An 18796-nucleotide genomic window follows, 5' to 3' on the forward strand; every position below is an offset into this window, starting at 1 on the left:
CGCATGGTGTCTGCGTCTAGCCTTGGGGGCGGGGCAATGCTAGCGGCCGGAAAACAGCCTTCCGCATCAGGAGACCGACTTGTCCGACCCGTATGACGTGATTGCGATCGGAAACGCGATCGTCGACGTGCTTTCCGCGCATCCGGATGAATTTCTGGCGGAGAAGGGTATCCCCAAGGGGTCCATGCGGCTGATTTCCGCCGTGGAAGCCGCCGAGCTGTATTCGAAGATGGGGCCGGGGCGCGAAGTGTCGGGCGGCTCTGCGGCCAACACCTGCGCCGGGATCGCCGCGCTGGGTGGCAAGGCGGCGTTTGTGGGCCGGGTCTCCAACGATCAGCTGGGCAAGGTGTTCGCGCATGACATCCGCGCGGCGGGCGTGGACTATCGCACGCCGCCCGCCGAAAGCGGCCCGCCCACCGGCCAGTGCCTGATCATCGTCAGCCCGGATGCGCAGCGGACGATGAGCACCTATCTGGGATCCTGCCAGGAGGTGGACGAGCCGGACGTGGACGAGGCGATGGTGCGGGCCGCGCAAGTCACCTATTTCGAAGGCTATCTGTGGGATCCGCCCGCGCCGATCCGCGCCATCCGCAAGGCCAAGGCGATTGCCCGCGACGCCGGGCGGCAGGTGGCGCTGACGCTGTCTGACGTGTTCTGCGTGGAGGGGCATCGCGCGGAATTCATCGAGATGATGAAGGCGGGCCTCGTCGATATCGCCTTCGCCAACGAGAATGAGGCCAAGAGCCTGTTCCAGACGGAGAGTGCCGAGGCCGCCATCGAGGGGCTGGCGCAGATCGTGCCGCTGGCGGTGGTGACGCGTTCCGACAAGGGGGCCGTGGTGGTGCAGGGCGCGGCGCGGGTGGAGGTGCCGATCACCCCTGCGCTTCGCGTGCTGGACACAACCGGCGCGGGCGACCTGTTCGCCGCCGGCTTCCTGACAGGCCATGCGCGCGGGCTGTCGTTGAAGGACTGCGCGGTGATGGGCACCATCGCGGCCGCCGAGATCATCGAACATTATGGCGCGCGTCCGGAAGCGGATTTGCAGGCGCGGGTGCGCGCGGCGGGGATCGCCCTTTAGATCGGCGGAATGGTGGCGAGGTGGACGGAGACGGCCGCCATCGCCCAATCCCTGAACTGCGGCAGCACCACGGCGCAGGCGGCCGGGTTTCCGGCCTGGAAGCAGCCCATGGCGGCATCCGCCGGCACCACCAGCCCGCTGCGGATGGCGCTGACTGCGGCATAGCTGCGGCCGCGCGTCATGTGGGTGAGGAAGACATAATCGGTGCGCAGCTGGTTGGGGCCGACCTGCTGCGGCGCGCCGAACGCCTTGCGGTTCACCATGAAGCCGTCCGGCCGGGAAACCGGGGTGAGATAGGTGAAGCTCGGGTCCGGCGGCAGGCCGGCCGGGAAGATGGCGGCGAAACTGTGTTCGAACATCTGCGAGACATTCTGGATTTCGGCCTGCATCGCCGGGCCGGACGTCTGGCTGGCGCGGTGGGTGACGATGCTGATGCCGACATGCGGGCCAACCTGCACGATGCAGCCGACCGCGCCGGGCGTGATCGCCGAGCCAGCGGGCAGGGGAATCGCGGCCCCGGATTCCAGATCGACCCAGACATCGAAACGCGCTTTGTCGGGATCGCCCAGTGCGCCGCCGACTGCGCCCAGCACCTGTTGCAGCCCGCGCGGATCGTCGGTGCCGCGCGACAGCTCTGCCAGTGAAACGGTGCGCGAGCGGGTGAGCTGGAACGGGCCGCAGGCCACCTGCTGTGTCTGCGCCTGCGGGGCCTGATCGGCGAAGGCGAGGCCGCTGCTGCGGGCGAGCGCCTTCACCGTGGCGACCGGCCGCCAGTTGCCGCCCTGAACCAGATAGCGCGCCCGCACCGCCCAGACGATGCCGCTGGCCCCGTCCTGCAAGCCGCCTGCGCCGATGGCGACGACGCTGCCATCGGAGGAGAGCAGCGGCGCGCCGGACAGGCCGGAGACAAGGTTGCCGTCCAGCCGGAGGATCGCGGTGTCCAGCCGCCATGGGCCATTGGCCTGAATCTGCTGGCTGATGTGCGCGGGCAGCATGTCGCGCAGTTGCGCGCCGGGTTCCTGATTGGCCGCGGTGACGGTGAGCAGCTTGTCGTCTGGCGTGGGCGCGCCCACCGCATAACCCACGGCGGCGACGCGGGAATGGACGGGCGGCAGCGCCTCGCGGATTCTTACCGGGGCGAAGCCGCTGCTGGCGGACAGCCGCAGGATCAGCAGATCTTCCGAGACCAGCTCGCGTTCCGGGGAGGCGATGATCGGGGCGCGGCCGGGGAATTGCACCCGCATACGCTGGCACCCGGCCACAACATGCCGCGCGGTGACGACGCGGTTGGAATCCGGCCAGACGAAGGCGGTGCCGGTGCGGGTGCCGCCGCTGCCGCATTGTTCGGCGATGACTTGCCCCACCTGCTTCAGCGCGGCCTGCACCAGCGCCGGGGAGGGGGTTTGCGCGGCGGCGGTTGCCGCCGCGAGGGCAGCAAGGGCAATCGCGGCGAGGCGCGCGATCACCGCGCCGCCGCCGGGCCGCAGCGGCGCTGGTAGGCGGCTTCTGCAAAAGCGGCGCGTTCGGCGGCGGGCTTCGCCTTGCCTGCCCGGCCGATGGAGGCCCATGGCTCGGCGGATTGCGCCATCGCCTCCAGCCGCTCGTTCGGATCGGGGATGTAGCGGGCGTTCAGCAGGCCGCAATTGGCGTCTGCGCTGTCCTGATTGAAGTTGAAGGCGAAGGGCGAGGTGGCGGGCACGGCGGTGGGGGCTTCCACATCTGCCAGAAAGCCGGTGCGCAGCCCCAGCTGTTCGTAAATGGCGAGATCCTGCGCCTTGTCCGGCGACAGGCCGCCTGCTTCGAACCGGGCGACGCGCTGCTGGAAATCCGGGCCGAGCGAGCCATGGGCACGGACCGCGATGCCCGCCAGCAGCGCCGCCGTCATGGCGAGGCCGAACCCCACCATCCGCGCGCCGCTGACATTGGCCCTGAGCGCGCCGATGCTGCCGCCGAAGCCGAAAAAGGTGACGAGCAGCGCCAGCACCGCTGCTGCCGCCGAAGCCGCGATGGGGCTGGCCGACAGGCCGACCAGCAGCCCGACAAGGCCGCCAAGCGCCGCGCCCGCCAAAATATTGAAGGCGGTGCCGCCCTGCGGGCCTGTGTCGCGCGGGGCCGAGTCGGCTTGGTCGGGCATAGCGATCCTCCTTCGCCGACTATGGAAGGCCTGCGAGGGAAGGCAAGGCCCTTCCCCCGGCCTTTACAGCGGCTTCAACTGGCTGAAGGGGGTGTCCTTGTCCGGCCGCAAGTCTCCGGGAAGGCCCAGCACGCGTTCGGCGATGATGTTGCGCAGGATCTCGTCCGTGCCGCCTGCGATGCGAAGCCCGGCTGACCACATATAGCTGCCCTGCAGCTTCTCGAGGTCGGAGCCGGGTTCGACGGCGAAACCGGCGGATTCGGCCAGATCGAGCGCGAAGGCGGACATGTCCTGCAGCGTCTTGGCGACGACCACTTTGGAGATGGATTGCTCCGGCCCCGGAATCTGCCCGCGCGAAAGGGCGGAGAGCGCCCGCATCTGCGTGAGGCGGATGCCTTCATCGGCGATATAGGTATCCGCGATACGGTTGCGCACGTCCGTCTGCTGGATGGCGGGGCCGGTGTCTGTCTCCAGCGAATTGGCGACGTTCAGCAGCGTCTGGTAGCCGGGCGCGTTGCGGGGCTTGCCGCCCACCGCCAGCCGTTCGTGCATCAGCGTGGTGAGGGAGACCTTCCAGCCTTCGCCCACCTCGCCCAGCCGGTGCGTGTCTTTCACGCGCACATCGGTAAAGAACACCTCGTTGAAATCGCTGCCGCCCGACATCTGCTTGATGGGGCGCACCTCCATGCCGGGGGCGTGCATGTCCACGATGAACATGGTGAGGCCCTTGTGCTTGGGCGCATCGAAATCGGTGCGCGTCACGACGATGCCGAAATCGGACTTGTGCGCGAAGCTGGTCCACACCTTCTGGCCGTTGATGACCCATTCGTCGCCGTCCTTCACCGCCTTGGTGCGGATGGAGGCGAGATCGGAGCCCGCGACCGGCTCGGAAAACAGCTGGCACCAGACTTCCTCGCCCCGCAGCGCCTTGGGCACATAACGGGCGGCGATCTCCGGCGAGCCGTGGGTGAACACAGTGGGGATGCACATGCCAAGGCCGATGGAATAGAGGCCGGTGGGGACGAAGGTGCGGCTTTCTTCCTGATTGAAGATGATCTGGTGCATGGGCGTCAGGCCCTGCCCGCCGATCGCCTTGGGCCAGGTGATGCCCACATAGCCGGCTTCGAACTTCTTCAGTTGCCATGCCTTTGAGCGGGTGACGAAATCCTCCAGCGCCCATGGTTTGGCGGGGGGCTGGAGATATTCGGCGGCGGCCTCTGCCAGCCATGCCTTCACCTTGGCGCGGAATTCGGCCTCGGCGGCCGTGTCATTGAAATCCATCGTTCGTCCCCCATTAGGCCGCAGCCCGGTTGCGCTGTTCCAGCGCCCGGACGAGACGGTCGGACCAATGTGCGCGGCTGCCGATGAGGGCGGCCAGCAGGCGGTTGCGGCGGTAATAGAATTGGCAGTCCTGCTCCCATGTGAAGCCGATGCCGCCGTGCAGCTGCACCGATTCCTCGGCCGTGAACGCCAACGCATCGAGGCTGGCGACGCGCGCGGCGGAGGCCGCCTGCGCCAGTTCGGGGGCGTCTGCCTCCCACGCCCAGCAGCCGTGTAGGGCGTGCGCGCGGGCCAGTTCGGCCTTGATGAACATGTCCGCCAGCTTGTGCTTCACACCCTGATAGCGGCCGATGCGCTGGCCGAAGGCGACGCGATCCTTCGCATAGGCGACCGTCATGTCGCGCGCGGCATCGGCCGTGCCCAGCGCTTCCCATGCGGACAGCACGGCGAGGCGCTCCGTCAGCTTCACCCAGTCAGCCGCCGTGCCCAGCCCTTCCGCCGGGGTTCCGGCGAAGGAGAGGGTAGCCGAGGGGCGGACGAGATCGAGCGTGTCCTGCTTCTCCCGCGTCACGCCCTCCAGCGATGCGATCGCCATGGCGGGTCCGTCCGGCGTAGCGATGGTGACGATGGCGACGGTGGCCACCAGCCCGTCGATCACCGGGGATTTGCGGCCGCTGAGCTTGCCGCCCTCCAGCTTCGTGGCGGGGGTTTGCAGCGGCGAATTGGGGCCTTCGGCCCATGCGATCACGCCGACAGCTTCGCCAGAGGCCAGCTTCGGCAGCCATTCGGCCTGTTGCGCCGCGCTTCCGGCGATCAGTAGCGCCTCGATGGCGGACAGCGTGGACATCAGCGGCACGGGGGCGAGGCTGCGGCCGATTTCCTCGGCCAGCACACAGGCTTCATCCGCCCCCAGGCCAAGGCCACCATGCGCTTCGGGCACGCGGGCGGCGGGCCAGCCCTGCTCCACCACCTCGGCCCACAGTTTGGCGTCGTGCGTCTGCCCGCTGTCCATCACCTTGCGGGCGGCCGATGGCCCGGCGCGAGCATCCAGAAATTTGCGCGCCGCCTCTTTCAGGGTCTTGGCGTCATCCGACAGGTCGAAATTCATGAACCTCTCCTCCGGGCACCGGAGTAATGCGGGAGAGGCTGTTCAGCCGCCTGTCGATTGCGCCAGCCTTTGGTTGGCGATTATGTTCTTTGCAAACTCGGCGGCTTCCCGGCCGTACCCGCCGCTCTCCTCACTCCGCTCAGGCTGCCCCCCCGCTCAGGCTGAGCTTGTCGAAGCCCAAGGAGCATGTCCCCCATCTCAGCCATTGCGCTTTCACGTCCGGGGCTTCGACAAGCTCAGCCTGAGCGGGTGGAGGCCTGTTTGCAGAAGATGCAATCGCCCTTTGGCCGCTCACCACTTCCCGCTGCTGCCGCCGCCGCCGAACGAGCCGCCGCCGCCTTTGAAATCGTCGTCGTCATCCTTGTTGTGCTTGTGGCGGTGGAAGAAGCCGCCCTCTTTCTCGGCTTGTTCCGCTTCCTCGCGGCGGCGGCGTTCCTCGCGCTCCGCCTTCGAACTCTTGCGCACGCCACCGCCCAGCAGCGACAGCAGGATGAACAGCACAAGGATGATGACAATGGTGAGAAGGATCATGCCGCCCTCATCGATCGTTCCCGATACCATTTGGTGATGACATATTTGGTGCCTCTATAGACCTTCATGCCGGAATGCAGCGTGGCATAGTTGGGGCGGCCCTGACCATCCAGATTGCACCAGGCCAGCAATTTTCCGGTTTCCGGCTGGAAGATCTTGCCAATCTCTTTGAAGCGCGTCGCGCCGCCTTCTTCAGGTTCGTTCAGATAGACCATCATCGTCCATGTGCGCTGGCCGCCGATACGGGTGTTGGTTTCCCAATCCGGCCCGCTCGATTCGAAGTAATCGGTGTGTAGCTTGAATTCCTGCCCCGGCGCATAGCGCTGGCCCTGCAGCACCTCGCCATGATCGGCCGGCTGGCCAGAGGTGGCGTCCAGCAGGGCGTTCACCCCGTCCACCAGTGGGTCTCCGCCGAACAGGTCGCAGGTTTCGGAGGTGCGGTTGAACGGGTCTCCGTTCGCATCGGAGATGGTGGAGGGGCGGCGGCTGGCATCGATCCGGGCCATCAGGTTCGCGCAGGTGGTGGGATCAAGGAAGTTCTTTTTCTGGTAGAGGGTGAGCTGCTTGCCGGGGAATTTCTGGCAGCCGGTGAAGGGCGGGGGCGAGGGAAGGGGCTGGCTCATGGCCCGGTCCGATAGCCGATCTGTCGGGGTGTGTCAGGCGGTGGGTTTGGTTGTGTGGGCTTTTTCGGGGTGTTCCGCCTATCTCTCCACCAACCACACCGTCACCCCGGACTTGATCCGGGGTCCAGCTGGTCTTCTTCGACGTTGGAGTAGAAAGCGGGGCCCAGGATCAAGTCCGGGGTGACGGTTGTGGGTATGGGGATGGTTGTGGATCAGGCCAACCGGTGACACCCCCTCTCCAACTCTCCCCCTTGCAGGGGGAGAGAGCTTCCGTTGCGCCGCAGGCAATGAAATCTCATTCACTCACACGGCGCTGCAGTTCAGGTGCAGCGCAAATATTGAGGGTGCAGGGAAATCATTTCCCTGCCGGGTGCAGGGCAGAGCCCTGCCCGCCGGAGGCGATATCCCTTACGCCGCCGCGCGTGCCGCCTCTCCCGGCCATCTCGCCCACAGCGCTTTGCGCTTGCTCTCCACCGCCTGTTCGGCGGCTTCTTTCACCGGGCCGAAGCCGCGGATGTCCAGTGGCAGGCGGGCGATTTCGGCGGCCAGTGCCAGATTGTCGCTGGTCAGGCCTGCCAGCAGCTTGTCCACCTCCGCTTCGTAGGCGGGGATGGCTGCCTGCTCGCGCTGCCGTTCGGCGGTGCGGCTGAACGGATCGAAGGCGGTGCCGCGCAGGCCTTTGCCGGCGGCGAGCAGCTTGAACAGCGGCTCGATCAGCCAGCCGGGCATGGCGTATTTCTTCGGGCGGCCGGTTGCCGGATCGGTCTTGGCGAAGATCGGCGGGGAGAGGTGATAGCTGCGCTTGCTGGCCTTGCTGAAGGTTTCGCCCATCAGCTGGTCGAAGCGGCCGTCCGTCATCAGCCGGGCGACTTCATATTCGTCCTTATAGGCCATCAGCTTGTGCAGGCTGCGCGCGACGGCTTCGGTGAGGGCTTCGGAGCCGGGGCGCAGCGCGGTTTCTGCGGCGCGGGTTTTGCCCACCAGCGCGCGGAAGCGGGCGGCCCATTCGGCGTTGCCCCATGCGGCAAGGTCTGCCGCGCGGGCGTCGATCCGCGCATCCAGCGTCTGCGGGGTTTGCGGGGCGGGGGCCAGCAGCGCCTCCACCTTGGCCGGATCATGCGCCAGCAGGCGGCCGAGGTTGAACGCCTCCTTGTTGAATTTCACCGCGACGCCGTTCAGTTCGATTGCGCCCTCCATGGCCGTCAGCGGCAGCGGAATCAGCGCCTTCTGCCAGGCGTAGCCCATCAGCAGGATGTTGGCGGCGATGGCGTCGCCCATCAGCTGGGTGGCGATGCGTTCGGCGGCCACGAAGTCATGCTGCTTTGTGGCCTGCTCAACCGCCTTCACCACCTGGGCTTCGCGGAAATCCAGATCGCGGTTGCGCACGAAATCGGCGGTGGGGGCGATGTTCGCATTGGCCACCACATGGGTGCGCACGGGTGACATCAGGTTCTGCGCGGCCTTGTCCGTGGCGACGACGGAATCGCAGGCGATCACCAGATCGGCCGCCCCGGTCATGATGCGCGGCCCCAGCAGTTGGGCGTTGGAGGGGGCAAGGCGCACATGGCTCCATACCGCGCCGCCCTTCTGGGCGAGGCCCGCCATATCGGCCGTGGTGGAGGCGACGCCCGCCAGATGCCCGGCCATCCCCAGCAGCGCGGAGACGGTGAGCACGCCGGTGCCGCCGATGCCGGTGACGAGGATGTTGCTGGCCTGCGTGAGCGCGGGCACCGCCGGTTCGGGCAAGGCGGCGAAATCCAGCGCGCGCTTTTCCGGCTTGCGGACCTCTACGCCTTCCACGGTCACGAAGCTGGGGCAGAAGCCCTTCACGCAGCTGAAATCCTTGTTGCAGCTGGACTGGTTGATGCGCCGCTTGCGGCCGAACTCAGTCTCCAGCGGCTCCACGGAGACGCAGTTGGATTGCACGGAGCAATCGCCGCAGCCTTCGCAGACGGCGGGGTTGATGATCACCCGCTTGTCCGGATCGGGCATCAGCCCGCGCTTCCGGCGGCGGCGCTTTTCGGCGGCGCAGGTCTGATCATAGATGATCACGGTGCAGCCCGGCGTCGCGGCGGCAGCTTGCGAGATCGGGTCCAGCTGCGCCCGATCATGCAGTTCCACGCCTTCGGGCAGATAGCCCGCCGGGTAGCGGGAGAGATCTTCCGTCAGCACCCAGACCTTCTTCGCGCCTTCGGCCAACACCTGGCGGGAAACTTTGCCCACCGTCAGCTGGCCTTCCACCGGCTGCCCGCCGGTCATGGCGACGGCGTCGTTGAACAGGATCTTGTAGGTGATGTTCACGCCCGAGGCGATGGCCTGACGGATCGCCAGCAGGCCGGAATGTTCATAGGTGCCGTCGCCCAGATTGGCGAAGATATGCTTGTCGGCCACGAAGGGGGCCTCGCCCACCCATGTCACGCCTTCGCCGCCCATTTGCGTGAAGGTCTGCGCCCGATCCATCCACAGCGCCATGATGTGGCAGCCGATGCCCGCCAGCGCGCGGCTGCCTTCGGGCACTTTGGTGGACGTGTTGTGCGGGCAGCCGGAGCAGAAATAGGGCGAGCGTTTGGTGGGCGTGCTGAACTTTGCCAGCAGCGCCTCGCGCTTCTCGAAATAGGCCAGCGCATTTTCGATGCGGTCGGTCTTGTGGAAGTGGCTGAGGCGGCGCGCGATCACCTTGGCGATCATGCCGGGCGTCAGTTCATTGTCGGGGCTCAGCAGCCATTCGCCGCTTTCGTCCTGCTTCCCCACCACCTGCGGACGCACGTTCGGCTTCCAGTTATACAGCTGCCACTTCAGCTGATGCTCGATGAATTCGCGCTTTTCCTCGATGACGAGCACTTCCTCCAGCCCCTCGGCGAAGGCACGCACGCCGTCCGGCTCCAGCGGCCATGGCATGCCGACCTTGTAGAGCCTGAGGCCGATGTCGGCCGCGACCTTCTCGTCGATGCCCAGTTCCTCCAGCGCTTCCAGCGTGTCGGCGAAGGCCTTGCCGGTGGTGAGGATGCCGATGCGCGGGCGCGGGGTGTCCCACACCAGCCGGTCGATGCCGTTGGCCTTGGCAAACGCCATGGCCGCGAAGCCCTTGTAGCGTTGCAGGCGGGTGTCTTCGTCGCGCCAGATGTCGTTCGGGCGGATGTGCAGCCCGCCTTCGGGGAAATCGAACGGCGGCAGAATGATGCCGCGCCGCTCGTTCGCGGTGTCCACCGTGGCGGAGGTTTCCACCGTGTCCGCGGTGGCCTTGAAGCCCACCCATGTGCCGGCAAAGCGGCTCATGGCGATGCCCAGCAGGCCATATTCCACGAATTCATGCACGGAGGACGGCGCGAGGAAGGGCACGAAGGCAGCGGAGAAATTATGATCCGACTGGTGCGGCAGGGTGGAGGATTTCGCGCCATGATCGTCCCCCACGATCGCCAGCACGCCGCCGTTTTTGGAGGTGCCCGCGGCGTTGGCGTGCTTCAGCACGTCCATCGCCCGATCCAGCCCCGGCCCCTTGCCATACCAGAGGCCGAACACGCCATCGACGGTGGCGCGCGGGTTCAGATCCGTCATCTGCGAGCCCCAGACGGCGGTCGCGCCCAGTTCCTCGTTGATGCCGGGCACGAACTGCACATTGGCGGCCGACAGGCGCTTTTTCGCGCGCCACAGTTCCTGATCGAAGGTGCCGAGAGGAGAGCCGCGATAGCCGGAAATGAAGCCGCCGGTGTTCAGGCCCGCAACGGCGTCGCGCGCCTGCTGCACCAGCGCGAGGCGGACGAGTGCCTGCGTGCCCGAGAGGAAGATGCGGTCCGCATCCAGCGCATAACGATCATCCAGTGAAACAGACGTTTGCGCCGGGCGCTGCGAAGCGCTGCCGGCGGTCAGAATCTCGGCCATGTCTCTCTCCCAATATGGGTCAATAATACTGACCTTTCTGTTGGAATGCAATGATTCGCGCCAAACGCCGGATCAGGGCGCTTGCGCAGGCGCGTTGCCCTGTTATAAGCCCGCGCTTCGATTTCTGGCATCGAGTGACGACCCTGCCGGGTTGTCGAGGCGGGTGTGGCGGAACTGGTAGACGCGCTGGTTTTAGGTACCAGTGTTGAAAGACGTGGGGGTTCGAGTCCCTCCACCCGCACCAGCCGTGGCTGAGCCGCTCGAGCTTCATCCCCTGAGCGGCTGAGCCGCTCGAGCTTAATTCCCTGAGAAGGACTGGTTTTTCATGAGTGTGACCGAGACGCTGAACGAAGGCCTGAAGCGCGGCTACAGCCTTGAGATCGCGGCTGCCGCGATCGCCGACAAGGTGGAAGCCGCGATTGCGCAGGTTGCCCCGCAGGTGAAGATGCCCGGCTTCCGCCCCGGCAAAGTGCCCAGCAACCTCATTCGCAAGATGCACGGCGAAGCGCTGCGCCGCGAAGCGCTGCAGGAAGCGATCAACGATGCCGTGAACAAGCTGCTGTCGGAAAACGGCCTGCGCCCGGCGACTCAACCGCAGATCGACATCGACGGCGGGCTGGGCGAAGGCGAAGATCTGAAGATCTCCGTCAGCCTTGAAGTGCTGCCCGATGTGCCCGACGCCGATCTGGACGGCATCACGCTGGAGCGTCTGACGGTGGAAGCGGGCGACGCCGACATCGAGAGCGCGCTGGAGCGGCTGGCCGCGCAGCAGAAGTCGTTCGAGGACGCGCCCGCCAAGCACAAGGCGAAGGACGGCGACCTTGTGGTGATGGATTATGTCGGCACCTCCGATGGCGTTGCCTTCGAAGGCGGCACCGGTGAAGGCATGGAAATCGAGCTTGGCTCCGGCCGGCTGATCCCGGGCTTCGAAGACGGCCTGAAGGGCGTGAAGACCGGCGACAAGACGACGGTGAAGGTGACCTTCCCGGCGGATTATCCGGCGGAAAACCTGGCCGGCAAGGATGCCGAATTCGCCGTGACGGTGACTGCGGTGAAGACCGCCAGCACGCCGGTGGTGGACGATTCCATGGCGACCAACCTGGGCCTGGAATCGCTGGATCAGCTGAAGGCGATCCTGAAGGATCAGGTCGAATCCGAGCTGAACGGCCTGACCCGCACCTATCTGAAGCGCAAGCTGCTGGACCATCTGGCCGCCTCGCACAGCTTTGAAGTGCCGCCCTCCATGGTTGACGCCGAGTTCCAGCAGATCTGGCAGCAGGTGGAAGCCGAAGCGACCGACGAGGACAAGGCGCAGATGGAAGCCGAGCGCGGCGACTATGGCCGCATCGCCGAGCGCCGCGTGCGGCTTGGCCTGCTGCTGTCGGACATCGGCCAGAAGAATGGCGTGCAGGTGACGCAGGCGGAAATGAACCGTCTGGTGGCGCAGGAAGCCGCCCGTTATCGCGGGCAGGAACGCGAAGTTCAGAAATATTTCGCCGAGAACGCCGTGGCCGCGGCCCAGCTGCGCGCGCCGCTGTTCGAGGAGAAGGTGGTGGACTTCCTGCTGGGCAAGGCGACGATCACCGACCGCGCTGTGAGCCGCGCGGAACTGGAAGCCGCGATCGAGAGCGAGGACGAGACGCCGCTGGGCGCTGGCGTTCCGCACGGCGCGCCGGGCCATGTGCATGGGCCGGATTGCAACCATGATCATGACCACAAGCCCGCAAAGAAGCCGGCTGCGAAGAAGGCTGTGAAGGCAGAGGCAGAAGCCGAGGTTGTGGCTGAGGACGCGAAGCCCGCGAAGAAGCCCGCCGCCAAGAAGTCTGCCGAGCCGAAGGCCGAGGGTGAAGCCGCGCCGAAGAAGGCTGCACCGAAGAAGAAGGCTGCTGCCGAGTAAGGCGGGGTTCTGGATCAGGCGCCGGGCTTTGTCCGGCGCTGATCTCGAAGGTCTGAGGGCATGAAAAAGGGGGCGGAGCCAGCAGGCTCCGCCCCCTTTTCGTTTCAGGACCGGCGGATCAGAAAGCCGCGGTCACCGAGAACACGACCGTTTCCTGCGCGGGGCGGTTGAAACGGAAGCCATCGACCTTGTTGTTGGTCAGATTGTTGCCGACATAGGCCACGCCGAAGGTCAGCGCTTCCCACGTTACGTCGGCACCGATCAGCCAGTCCCACTTGTGGGTCTTGGTGCCGGAATCGTCGACAACGAGGCCGCCGCGCTCGTTGCCCAGAACGCCCTTCAGCGTGATGGGCGTGCCCGGGATCGCACCGGAAATCTGGCCGAAGGCATAGCGGCTGGAAGTGGACAGGTTCTTCTGATCCGGTGCCCAGTTCAGGCCGAAGGTGGCCGTAACCGGACCCAGAGGAATAGCGACCGAACCGAACAGTTCGACGATGTTGGTGTTCGAGCCGCCGGGGTAGGTGTAGTAGATCACGCCGGCCGTGGTGGTGGTGCCGGCGATGTCGCCGCTCCAGCCGCCGGTGAAGTCCATTTCCACGGTGGAGCCGTTGAAATCGGCGATGGAGGAGCCCCAGATGCTGGCGAACAGGCCAGTCGAGCTGTTGAGGTTGATGCCGCCTTGCACAGCCGGATCGAGATCCGAATAGCTGATGCCACGGAACCGGTAATCGGTGACGAAGGCGACGTTGCCGCTGACGCTGAGGGGCTTGGCCTCATCTTCCGCGAAGGCGGCGGTCGGGGCCGAAAGGCCTGCAAGCATCAGGGCGCCGGCCAGCACGGCCCGGCTGCTGATGGACGAAACTGCTTTCATTTTCCGCTCCTGGTAGCCCGTGCATCGAGGCACGGGTCTGATTGTCGATGCGCTCGCTTCAGGCATCGTGCCCGGTTGTTGGGCGTGCTGTTGGGCAGGCAATATCCCGCCGGTTTGGCCCATTCAGATTGAACAGATATTGTGCGGCGCACAAGTTGCCAAAGCGTGGTTTCTGCTGTGTGGGCGCAAGACAGTCACGCTATGTGGCTGCACTGCAACAGTCCTGTCATGTGCAACTGGCCCGTTTTCTTCCGCGCGGCCAGCCGCTATGACGGGGCATGACTGATCTTTTCGCCGGTTCGGCATCCGGCGCTGCCAATGCGGCCGGGGGCTATGATGCCTCTGCAATCGAAGTGCTCGAAGGGCTGGAGCCGGTGCGCCGGCGGCCGGGCATGTATATCGGCGGCACCGATATCAACGCGCTGCACCATCTGGCTGCCGAGATCATCGACAATGCGATGGACGAAGCGGTGGCGGGCCATGCCAGCCGCATCGAAGTGGAGCTGGCGGCCGACGGCACGCTGATCATCGGCGACAATGGCCGGGGCATCCCGATCGACCCGCACCCCCGCTTCCCGGACAAGTCCGCGCTGGAAGTGATCCTGACCATGCTGCATTCGGGCGGCAAGTTCACCGCCGGGGCCTATTCCACCTCTGGCGGCCTGCACGGCGTCGGCATTTCCGTGGTGAACGCGCTGGCTGAGGAACTGACGGTGGAAGTGGCGCGCAACCGCACGCTGTGGCGGCAGCGCTATTCGCGCGGGGTGGCGCTGGGGCCGGTGGAGAATATGGGCCCGACGCCCAACCGCCGGGGCACGACCGTTGCCTTCCGGCCGGACCCTGAGATTTTCGGCGCGGGCGTGCGCTTTTCGCCGGACCGCCTGTATCGGCTGGCGCGATCCAAGGCCTATCTGTTCGGCGGCGTGGAAATCCGCTGGCGCTGCGCCCCGGAGCTGGCGACCGAGAAGGTGCCGGAGGCGCAGACCTTCATCTTCCCCGGCGGCCTCGCGGACCATCTGGCGGAAGATGTGGCGGGCGAGGCGACCGTCACCAACCAGCCCTTCACCGGCACCCACGAGTTTGGCCAAAACCAGGGCCGTGTCGAATGGGCGATGCACTGGACTGTCGCGGCCGACGGCGCGCACAGCTGGTATTGCAACACCATCCCCACGCCGCAGGGCGGCACGCATGAGGCGGGGTTCCGCACCGCCATCGTCAAGGGGCTGAAGGGCTTCGCGGCCCTTATCAACAACCGCAAGGCGGGCGAACTGACGGCGGACGACGCGCTGGTGGGCACGCGGATCATGCTCTCCCTGTTCATTCCGCAGCCGCAGTTCCAGTCCCAGACGAAAGACAGGCTGTCGTCGCCTGAAGCGCAGCGGCTGGTCGAAGCGGTGGTGAAGGACCATTTCGACCATTGGCTGGCCGAGGATCAGGAGCGCGGCCGCGCCCTGCTGCAGTTCGCGATCGACCGGATGGACGAGCGCCTTGCCCGCCGGGCCGAGCGCGAGGAAAAGCGCAAGACGGCGACCAACGCGCGCAAGCTGCGGCTGCCGGGCAAGCTGACGGATTGTTCCTCCAACAGCCGCGAGGGCACCGAATTGTTCATCGTGGAAGGCGATTCGGCGGGCGGGTCGGCCAAGCAGGCGCGCGACCGGTCCACGCAGGCGATCCTGCCCATTCGCGGCAAGATTCTGAACGTGGCATCCGCCGCCGCCGCCAAGATCGGGGCGAATCAGGAAGTCGCCGATCTGGCGCTGGCGATGGGTTGCGGCACGCGCGACCGTTATCGCGACGAGCAGCTGCGTTACGACCGCATCATCATCATGACAGACGCCGACGTGGACGGCGCGCATATCGCCACGCTGCTGATGACCTTCTTCTTTCAGGAAATGCCGGGGCTGGTGGCGGCCGGGCGGCTCTATCTGGCACAGCCGCCGCTCTATCGCCTCTCCGCCGGGGCAGAGAGTGTGTATGCGCGCGACGATGCCGAGCGGGAGTATCTGATCTCCACGAAATTCAAGGGCCGCAAGGTGGAAGTGGGCCGCTTCAAGGGCCTTGGCGAAATGGCCCCGGGGCAGTTGCGCGAAACCACCATGGACCCGGCGCGGCGCACGCTGATCCGGGTGACGTTGCCCGAAAGTCATCAGGACAGGCACCAGGTGCGGGACCTTGTGGACCGGCTGATGGGGCGCGTGCCGGAGCATCGTTTCAACTTCATTCAGGCCCATGCAGCCACGGTGGAAGCCGAAGATATCGACGCCTGACGGGAACTCGTCGCATCCGGTTCCAGAAGGCGCGTGACTTTCCGCTGAGACTGCGCCAAGGGGCGGCTGTTCCGACACTGTCAGTTCAAGGAATTTTCCATGCTTGCCAACGTGTTTTCCAGCATCTTCAACTTCGCAATGTTCACCTTCGTGGTGTTCATCTTCGTGCTGTGGCTGTGGCTGCTGTTCTCGGTGATCGGGGACCTGTTCCGCCGCCACGACATCGGCGGTTTCGGCAAGGTGCTGTGGATCATCTTCCTTGTGCTGCTGCCTTACCTTGGCGTGTTCGCCTACATCCTGACGCAAGGGCGCGGCATGGGCGAGCGGCAAGTGGCGCAGATGAAGCAGGCCCAGCATGACCTGCGCGAATTCGTCGGCTTTTCCCCTGCTGACGAGCTGAAGAAGCTGGACGAGCTGAAGGCCGCCGGCAGCATCTCTGCCGACGAATACGGCAAGCTGCGCGCCAAGGTGCTCGGCTGACCGCAATCCGCGCGCGCCGCTGGCCAACCGGCCATCGACGCGCGCGATGCGGCTTTCTATAACGAGGGGCAGGAGAAGACGTTGAAGTCCCTGACCCCTCGCCTGTTGTTTTCGCTGCTGCCGTTGCTGGCGTTCAGCCCGTCCGCCGTGCTGGCGCGCACCGCCCCGGTGATGCCCAGCAGCGATGAAGCCGCCCAGGCCTATGTGCAGGGTCGGCTGGCCATGGCCGACGATGATCTGCCTGTCGCCGCCGAGCTGTTCCAGCGCGCGCTGCTGGCGAACCCGGATGAGGCGCTGATGCGCCGGGCGCTGGATGTGGCGATGCTCTCCGGCGACATGAAGACGGCGGTGCGGCTGGCGAACCGGATCGAGCTTCCGCCTGAATCCCAACCGCGCATGGCGGTATCAGACAGTCTTGTCGCGCTGACCCGAGCCGCGGGCGCGGCCAGCAAGCGGGACTGGCGCGGGTATGAGGCCGCGCGGCTCGCCTTCGAAGCGCCGGGCCGCGCTGTTACCTCCAACCAGCTTCTGGGCACGTTGCTGGCGGCCTATGGGCTGGCGGGGAAGGGCGACCTGAATGGGGCCATCGCGCTGCTGGACGGGCAGACGGAGCGCGGCATCTCCGCCTCTTACATCGCCGAGCATCGGGCGCATCTGCTGGCGCTGGCGAAACGCTGGCCGGAAGCGGCGGACGCCTATGCGGGAATCGTCAACGCCGAAGGCGCGAATGTGGCGCGGCTGCGCATCGCGGCGGCCGCCTCTGCGCTGGAAGCCGCGAAGACAGACCCCGCGTATCGCGCGCGCGCCATCACCATGCTGGGCGGCGGGCCGGATCGCGACCCTGTGCTGGTTGCAGCCCGCGCGCGGCTGGCGGCGGACCCGAAGATCGACGGCCGCAAGCTGGGCGCGCTGCCGACCCGACCGGAAGAAGGGCTGGCGCTGATGCTGCTGCGCGTGGCGACCGACCTTGCCCGCGAACGGGCGATCGCGCCTGCGATCAGCTTTGCCCGGCTGGCCAATCTGGTGGACCCGAAGCTGCCGGACGGCTGGTTCGTCACATCGGACGCGCTGGCCCGCGCCGGGCAGCCGCAACTGGCGCTGGACGCGCTGGCGCCCGCGCCCAAGACAGACCCGTGGGGCCTGCTGGCAGACGTGCGCCGCGCCGCGATCCTCACCTCTCAAGAGCAATATCCCGAGGGGTTGGCCATTGCCAACCGGCTGGCCGCGCGGCCGGATGCCGGGCCGGAGGACTGGTCCCGCGTGGCGGATATCGAACGGCGCACCGGCCGCAACGCCGATGCAGCCGCCGCCTATGGCCGGGCGCTGGCGATGCTGCCGGAAACGCCGGGGCCGGTGCATGCCCAGCTGTGGTTCCTGCGCGGCTCCGCCTATGAACTGGCGGGCGACTGGGCCTCTGCCGAGCCGGACCTGCGCCGCGCGGTGGAGGTGCAGCCCGACAATTCGCTGTTCCTGAACTACCTTGGCTATTCCCTGCTGGATCGCGGCAAATCGGTGCCGGAAGCGCGCGAGCTGATCGCCCGCGCCTACAAGGCCGCGCCGGACAATGGTGCCATCATCGACAGCATGGGCTGGGCCGAATATGCCAGCGGCAATTATGCCGAAGCCGTGCGGCTGCTGGAGCAGGCGCGCAGCAGCGAACCGGGCGACCCCACCATCGCAGACCATCTGGGCGACGCGCTGTGGAAGGCCGGGCGCAGGATCGAAGCCCGCCACGCATGGTCCAGCGCCGCCGCGCTTTCGCCGGAACCCAAGCTGGCCGCGCTGCTGGCGAAGAAGCTCGACTTCGGGCTTGATGTCGCGCTCGCCGGGAAATGAACGGGCCAGACGGCGGAGCTGAACCCGCCCCCGCCAAGATCAATCTGGCGCTGCACGTGCGCGGACGCCGGGCAGACGGCTATCATGAACTGGAAACGCTGTTCGCCTTCACCCGCTTCGGAGACCGGCTGGAGGCGCGGCAGGCAGACGGCTGGAGCCTGAGCCTGACCGGCCCGACCGCCGGTGCCGCCGGGCCGCTGGCCGACAATCTGGTGCTGCGCGCCGCCCGCGCCTTCGAAGCGCAGGCAGGCGGGCGGCGCTATGCCCTGACGTTGGATAAACATATCCCCGTGGCGGCAGGCCTAGGCGGCGGCAGCGCCGACGCGGGCGCGACCCTGCGCCTGCTGAACCGGCTGGCAGGCGAACCGCTGGCCGAAGCCGATCTGGAACGCATCGGCGCAGCGCTGGGCGCGGACGTGCCCGCCTGTGTGCGCAACCGCACCGCCATCGGCACCGGTGTGGGCGAAGCGCTGACAGACGCGGCTGCGCTGACGGGAATGGGCGTGCTGCTGGTGAACCCGCGCGTCGCCGTGCCCACCGGCCCGGTGTTCAAAGGCTGGGACGGGCAGGATCGCGGCCCGCTGTTCAGCGACTGGCGGCAGGCGCGCAACGATCTGGAATCCCCGGCCATCGCGCTGCAACCCGTGATCGCCGACGTGCTGGACTGGCTGCGTGCACTGCCGGGGGTGTCGCTGGTGCGCATGTCGGGTTCAGGCGCAACCTGCTTCGCGCTGTTCGAGGGGGCCGCGCCGGAAGTCGCGCCGCCCGAGGGGTGGTGGGCTGTTTCGACGGAGTTGCTGTAGGGGGTTTG

Annotated in this window: 14 protein-coding genes and 1 tRNA gene; 7 read left to right on the plus strand and 8 right to left on the minus strand. The window is 66.7% G+C overall.

The window, feature by feature from the left end; genetic code table 11:
- The first annotated feature begins 79 nt into the window (after positions 1-79).
- Entirely contained in the window at positions 80-1078 is a 999-nt protein-coding gene (locus FJQ54_RS16775) for an adenosine kinase (RefSeq protein WP_140929552.1), read from the plus strand.
- On the opposite strand, the gene FJQ54_RS16780 is transcribed toward FJQ54_RS16775, so the two are convergent.
- The 7 genes from FJQ54_RS16780 to FJQ54_RS16810 all read right to left on the minus strand — a co-directional run bounded on the left by FJQ54_RS16780 (position 1075) and on the right by FJQ54_RS16810 (position 10634).
- The gene (locus FJQ54_RS16780) at positions 1075-2544 is read right to left on the minus strand and encodes a S1 family peptidase (RefSeq protein ID WP_181160203.1); all 1470 of its coding nucleotides are present in this window, start codon (positions 2542-2544) and stop codon (positions 1075-1077) included. The two genes, FJQ54_RS16775 and FJQ54_RS16780, sit on opposite strands and share 4 nt — an antisense overlap.
- The gene (locus FJQ54_RS16785; protein WP_140929554.1) at positions 2541-3212 is read right to left on the minus strand and encodes a hypothetical protein; all 672 of its coding nucleotides are present in this window, start codon (positions 3210-3212) and stop codon (positions 2541-2543) included. The genes FJQ54_RS16780 and FJQ54_RS16785 overlap by 4 nt, the downstream gene beginning before the upstream one ends.
- Before the next feature lie 63 nt (positions 3213-3275).
- Positions 3276-4493, minus strand: coding sequence for an acyl-CoA dehydrogenase family protein (locus FJQ54_RS16790; protein WP_140929555.1), 1218 nt, complete (start codon positions 4491-4493; stop codon positions 3276-3278).
- Between the two features lie 13 nt (positions 4494-4506).
- Entirely contained in the window at positions 4507-5601 is a 1095-nt protein-coding gene (locus FJQ54_RS16795) for an acyl-CoA dehydrogenase family protein (RefSeq protein WP_140929556.1), read from the minus strand.
- Positions 5602-5892: 291 nt separating this feature from the next.
- Entirely contained in the window at positions 5893-6132 is a 240-nt protein-coding gene (locus tag FJQ54_RS16800) for a hypothetical protein (protein WP_140929557.1), read from the minus strand.
- Complete coding sequence (locus FJQ54_RS16805; protein ID WP_140929558.1) at positions 6129-6755, minus strand: prolyl hydroxylase family protein; 627 nt, start codon at positions 6753-6755, stop codon at positions 6129-6131. The genes FJQ54_RS16800 and FJQ54_RS16805 overlap by 4 nt, the downstream gene beginning before the upstream one ends.
- A 408-nt stretch (positions 6756-7163) precedes the next feature.
- Positions 7164-10634 carry an indolepyruvate ferredoxin oxidoreductase family protein gene (locus FJQ54_RS16810; RefSeq protein ID WP_140929559.1) on the minus strand — a complete coding sequence of 1157 codons (3471 nt, stop codon included), beginning with the start codon at positions 10632-10634 and terminating at the stop codon, positions 7164-7166.
- 159 nt (positions 10635-10793) lie between these two features.
- Here FJQ54_RS16810 and FJQ54_RS16815 point away from each other — a divergent pair.
- Together FJQ54_RS16815 and tig are read left to right on the plus strand one after the other, a co-directional pair.
- Positions 10794-10878: transfer RNA gene (locus FJQ54_RS16815), tRNA-Leu, on the plus strand.
- Between the two features lie 81 nt (positions 10879-10959).
- Positions 10960-12531 carry a trigger factor gene (tig, locus tag FJQ54_RS16820; RefSeq protein ID WP_140929560.1) on the plus strand — a complete coding sequence of 524 codons (1572 nt, stop codon included), beginning with the start codon at positions 10960-10962 and terminating at the stop codon, positions 12529-12531.
- Positions 12532-12649: 118 nt separating this feature from the next.
- On the opposite strand, the gene FJQ54_RS16825 is transcribed toward tig, so the two are convergent.
- The gene (locus FJQ54_RS16825; RefSeq protein WP_181160204.1) at positions 12650-13402 is read right to left on the minus strand and encodes a TorF family putative porin; all 753 of its coding nucleotides are present in this window, start codon (positions 13400-13402) and stop codon (positions 12650-12652) included.
- A 278-nt stretch (positions 13403-13680) separates the two neighbouring features.
- On the opposite strand from FJQ54_RS16825, the gene parE reads away from it, so the two are divergent.
- From parE to FJQ54_RS16845, 4 genes are all read left to right on the plus strand, one after another.
- Positions 13681-15669, plus strand: a complete 1989-nt coding sequence (parE, locus tag FJQ54_RS16830) for a DNA topoisomerase IV subunit B (protein WP_140929562.1) — start codon at positions 13681-13683, stop codon at positions 15667-15669.
- Positions 15670-15768: 99 nt separating this feature from the next.
- Complete coding sequence (locus FJQ54_RS16835; RefSeq protein WP_140929563.1) at positions 15769-16149, plus strand: SHOCT domain-containing protein; 381 nt, start codon at positions 15769-15771, stop codon at positions 16147-16149.
- An 81-nt stretch (positions 16150-16230) separates the two neighbouring features.
- Positions 16231-17985 carry a tetratricopeptide repeat protein gene (locus FJQ54_RS16840; protein WP_140929564.1) on the plus strand — a complete coding sequence of 585 codons (1755 nt, stop codon included), beginning with the start codon at positions 16231-16233 and terminating at the stop codon, positions 17983-17985.
- A complete protein-coding gene (locus FJQ54_RS16845) occupies positions 17982-18788 on the plus strand; it encodes a 4-(cytidine 5'-diphospho)-2-C-methyl-D-erythritol kinase (protein ID WP_140929565.1) in 807 nt (268 codons plus the stop codon). Before FJQ54_RS16840 ends, FJQ54_RS16845 begins: the two co-directional genes overlap by 4 nt.
- Positions 18789-18796: the final 8 nt, after the last annotated feature.

It is taken from the genome of Sandaracinobacter neustonicus (assembly GCF_006385875.1).
GTDB lineage: Bacteria > Pseudomonadota > Alphaproteobacteria > Sphingomonadales > Sphingomonadaceae > Sandaracinobacteroides > Sandaracinobacteroides neustonicus.

What these genes read in the sequence shown, in the direction of transcription:
- FJQ54_RS16785 (WP_140929554.1), bottom strand. Translation starts at nt 3,212, where the DNA reads ATGCCCGACCAAGCCGACTCGGCCCCGCGCGACACAGGCCCGCAGGGC.
- FJQ54_RS16790 (WP_140929555.1), bottom strand. Translation starts at nt 4,493, where the DNA reads ATGGATTTCAATGACACGGCCGCCGAGGCCGAATTCCGCGCCAAGGTG.
- FJQ54_RS16795 (WP_140929556.1), bottom strand. Translation starts at nt 5,601, where the DNA reads ATGAATTTCGACCTGTCGGATGACGCCAAGACCCTGAAAGAGGCGGCG.
- FJQ54_RS16800 (WP_140929557.1), bottom strand. Translation starts at nt 6,132, where the DNA reads ATGATCCTTCTCACCATTGTCATCATCCTTGTGCTGTTCATCCTGCTG.
- FJQ54_RS16805 (WP_140929558.1), bottom strand. Translation starts at nt 6,755, where the DNA reads ATGAGCCAGCCCCTTCCCTCGCCCCCGCCCTTCACCGGCTGCCAGAAA.
- FJQ54_RS16810 (WP_140929559.1), bottom strand. Translation starts at nt 10,634, where the DNA reads ATGGCCGAGATTCTGACCGCCGGCAGCGCTTCGCAGCGCCCGGCGCAA.
- tig (WP_140929560.1), top strand. Translation starts at nt 10,960, where the DNA reads ATGAGTGTGACCGAGACGCTGAACGAAGGCCTGAAGCGCGGCTACAGC.
- FJQ54_RS16825 (WP_181160204.1), bottom strand. Translation starts at nt 13,402, where the DNA reads ATGAAAGCAGTTTCGTCCATCAGCAGCCGGGCCGTGCTGGCCGGCGCC.
- parE (WP_140929562.1), top strand. Translation starts at nt 13,681, where the DNA reads ATGACTGATCTTTTCGCCGGTTCGGCATCCGGCGCTGCCAATGCGGCC.
- FJQ54_RS16835 (WP_140929563.1), top strand. Translation starts at nt 15,769, where the DNA reads ATGCTTGCCAACGTGTTTTCCAGCATCTTCAACTTCGCAATGTTCACC.
- FJQ54_RS16845 (WP_140929565.1), top strand. Translation starts at nt 17,982, where the DNA reads ATGAACGGGCCAGACGGCGGAGCTGAACCCGCCCCCGCCAAGATCAAT.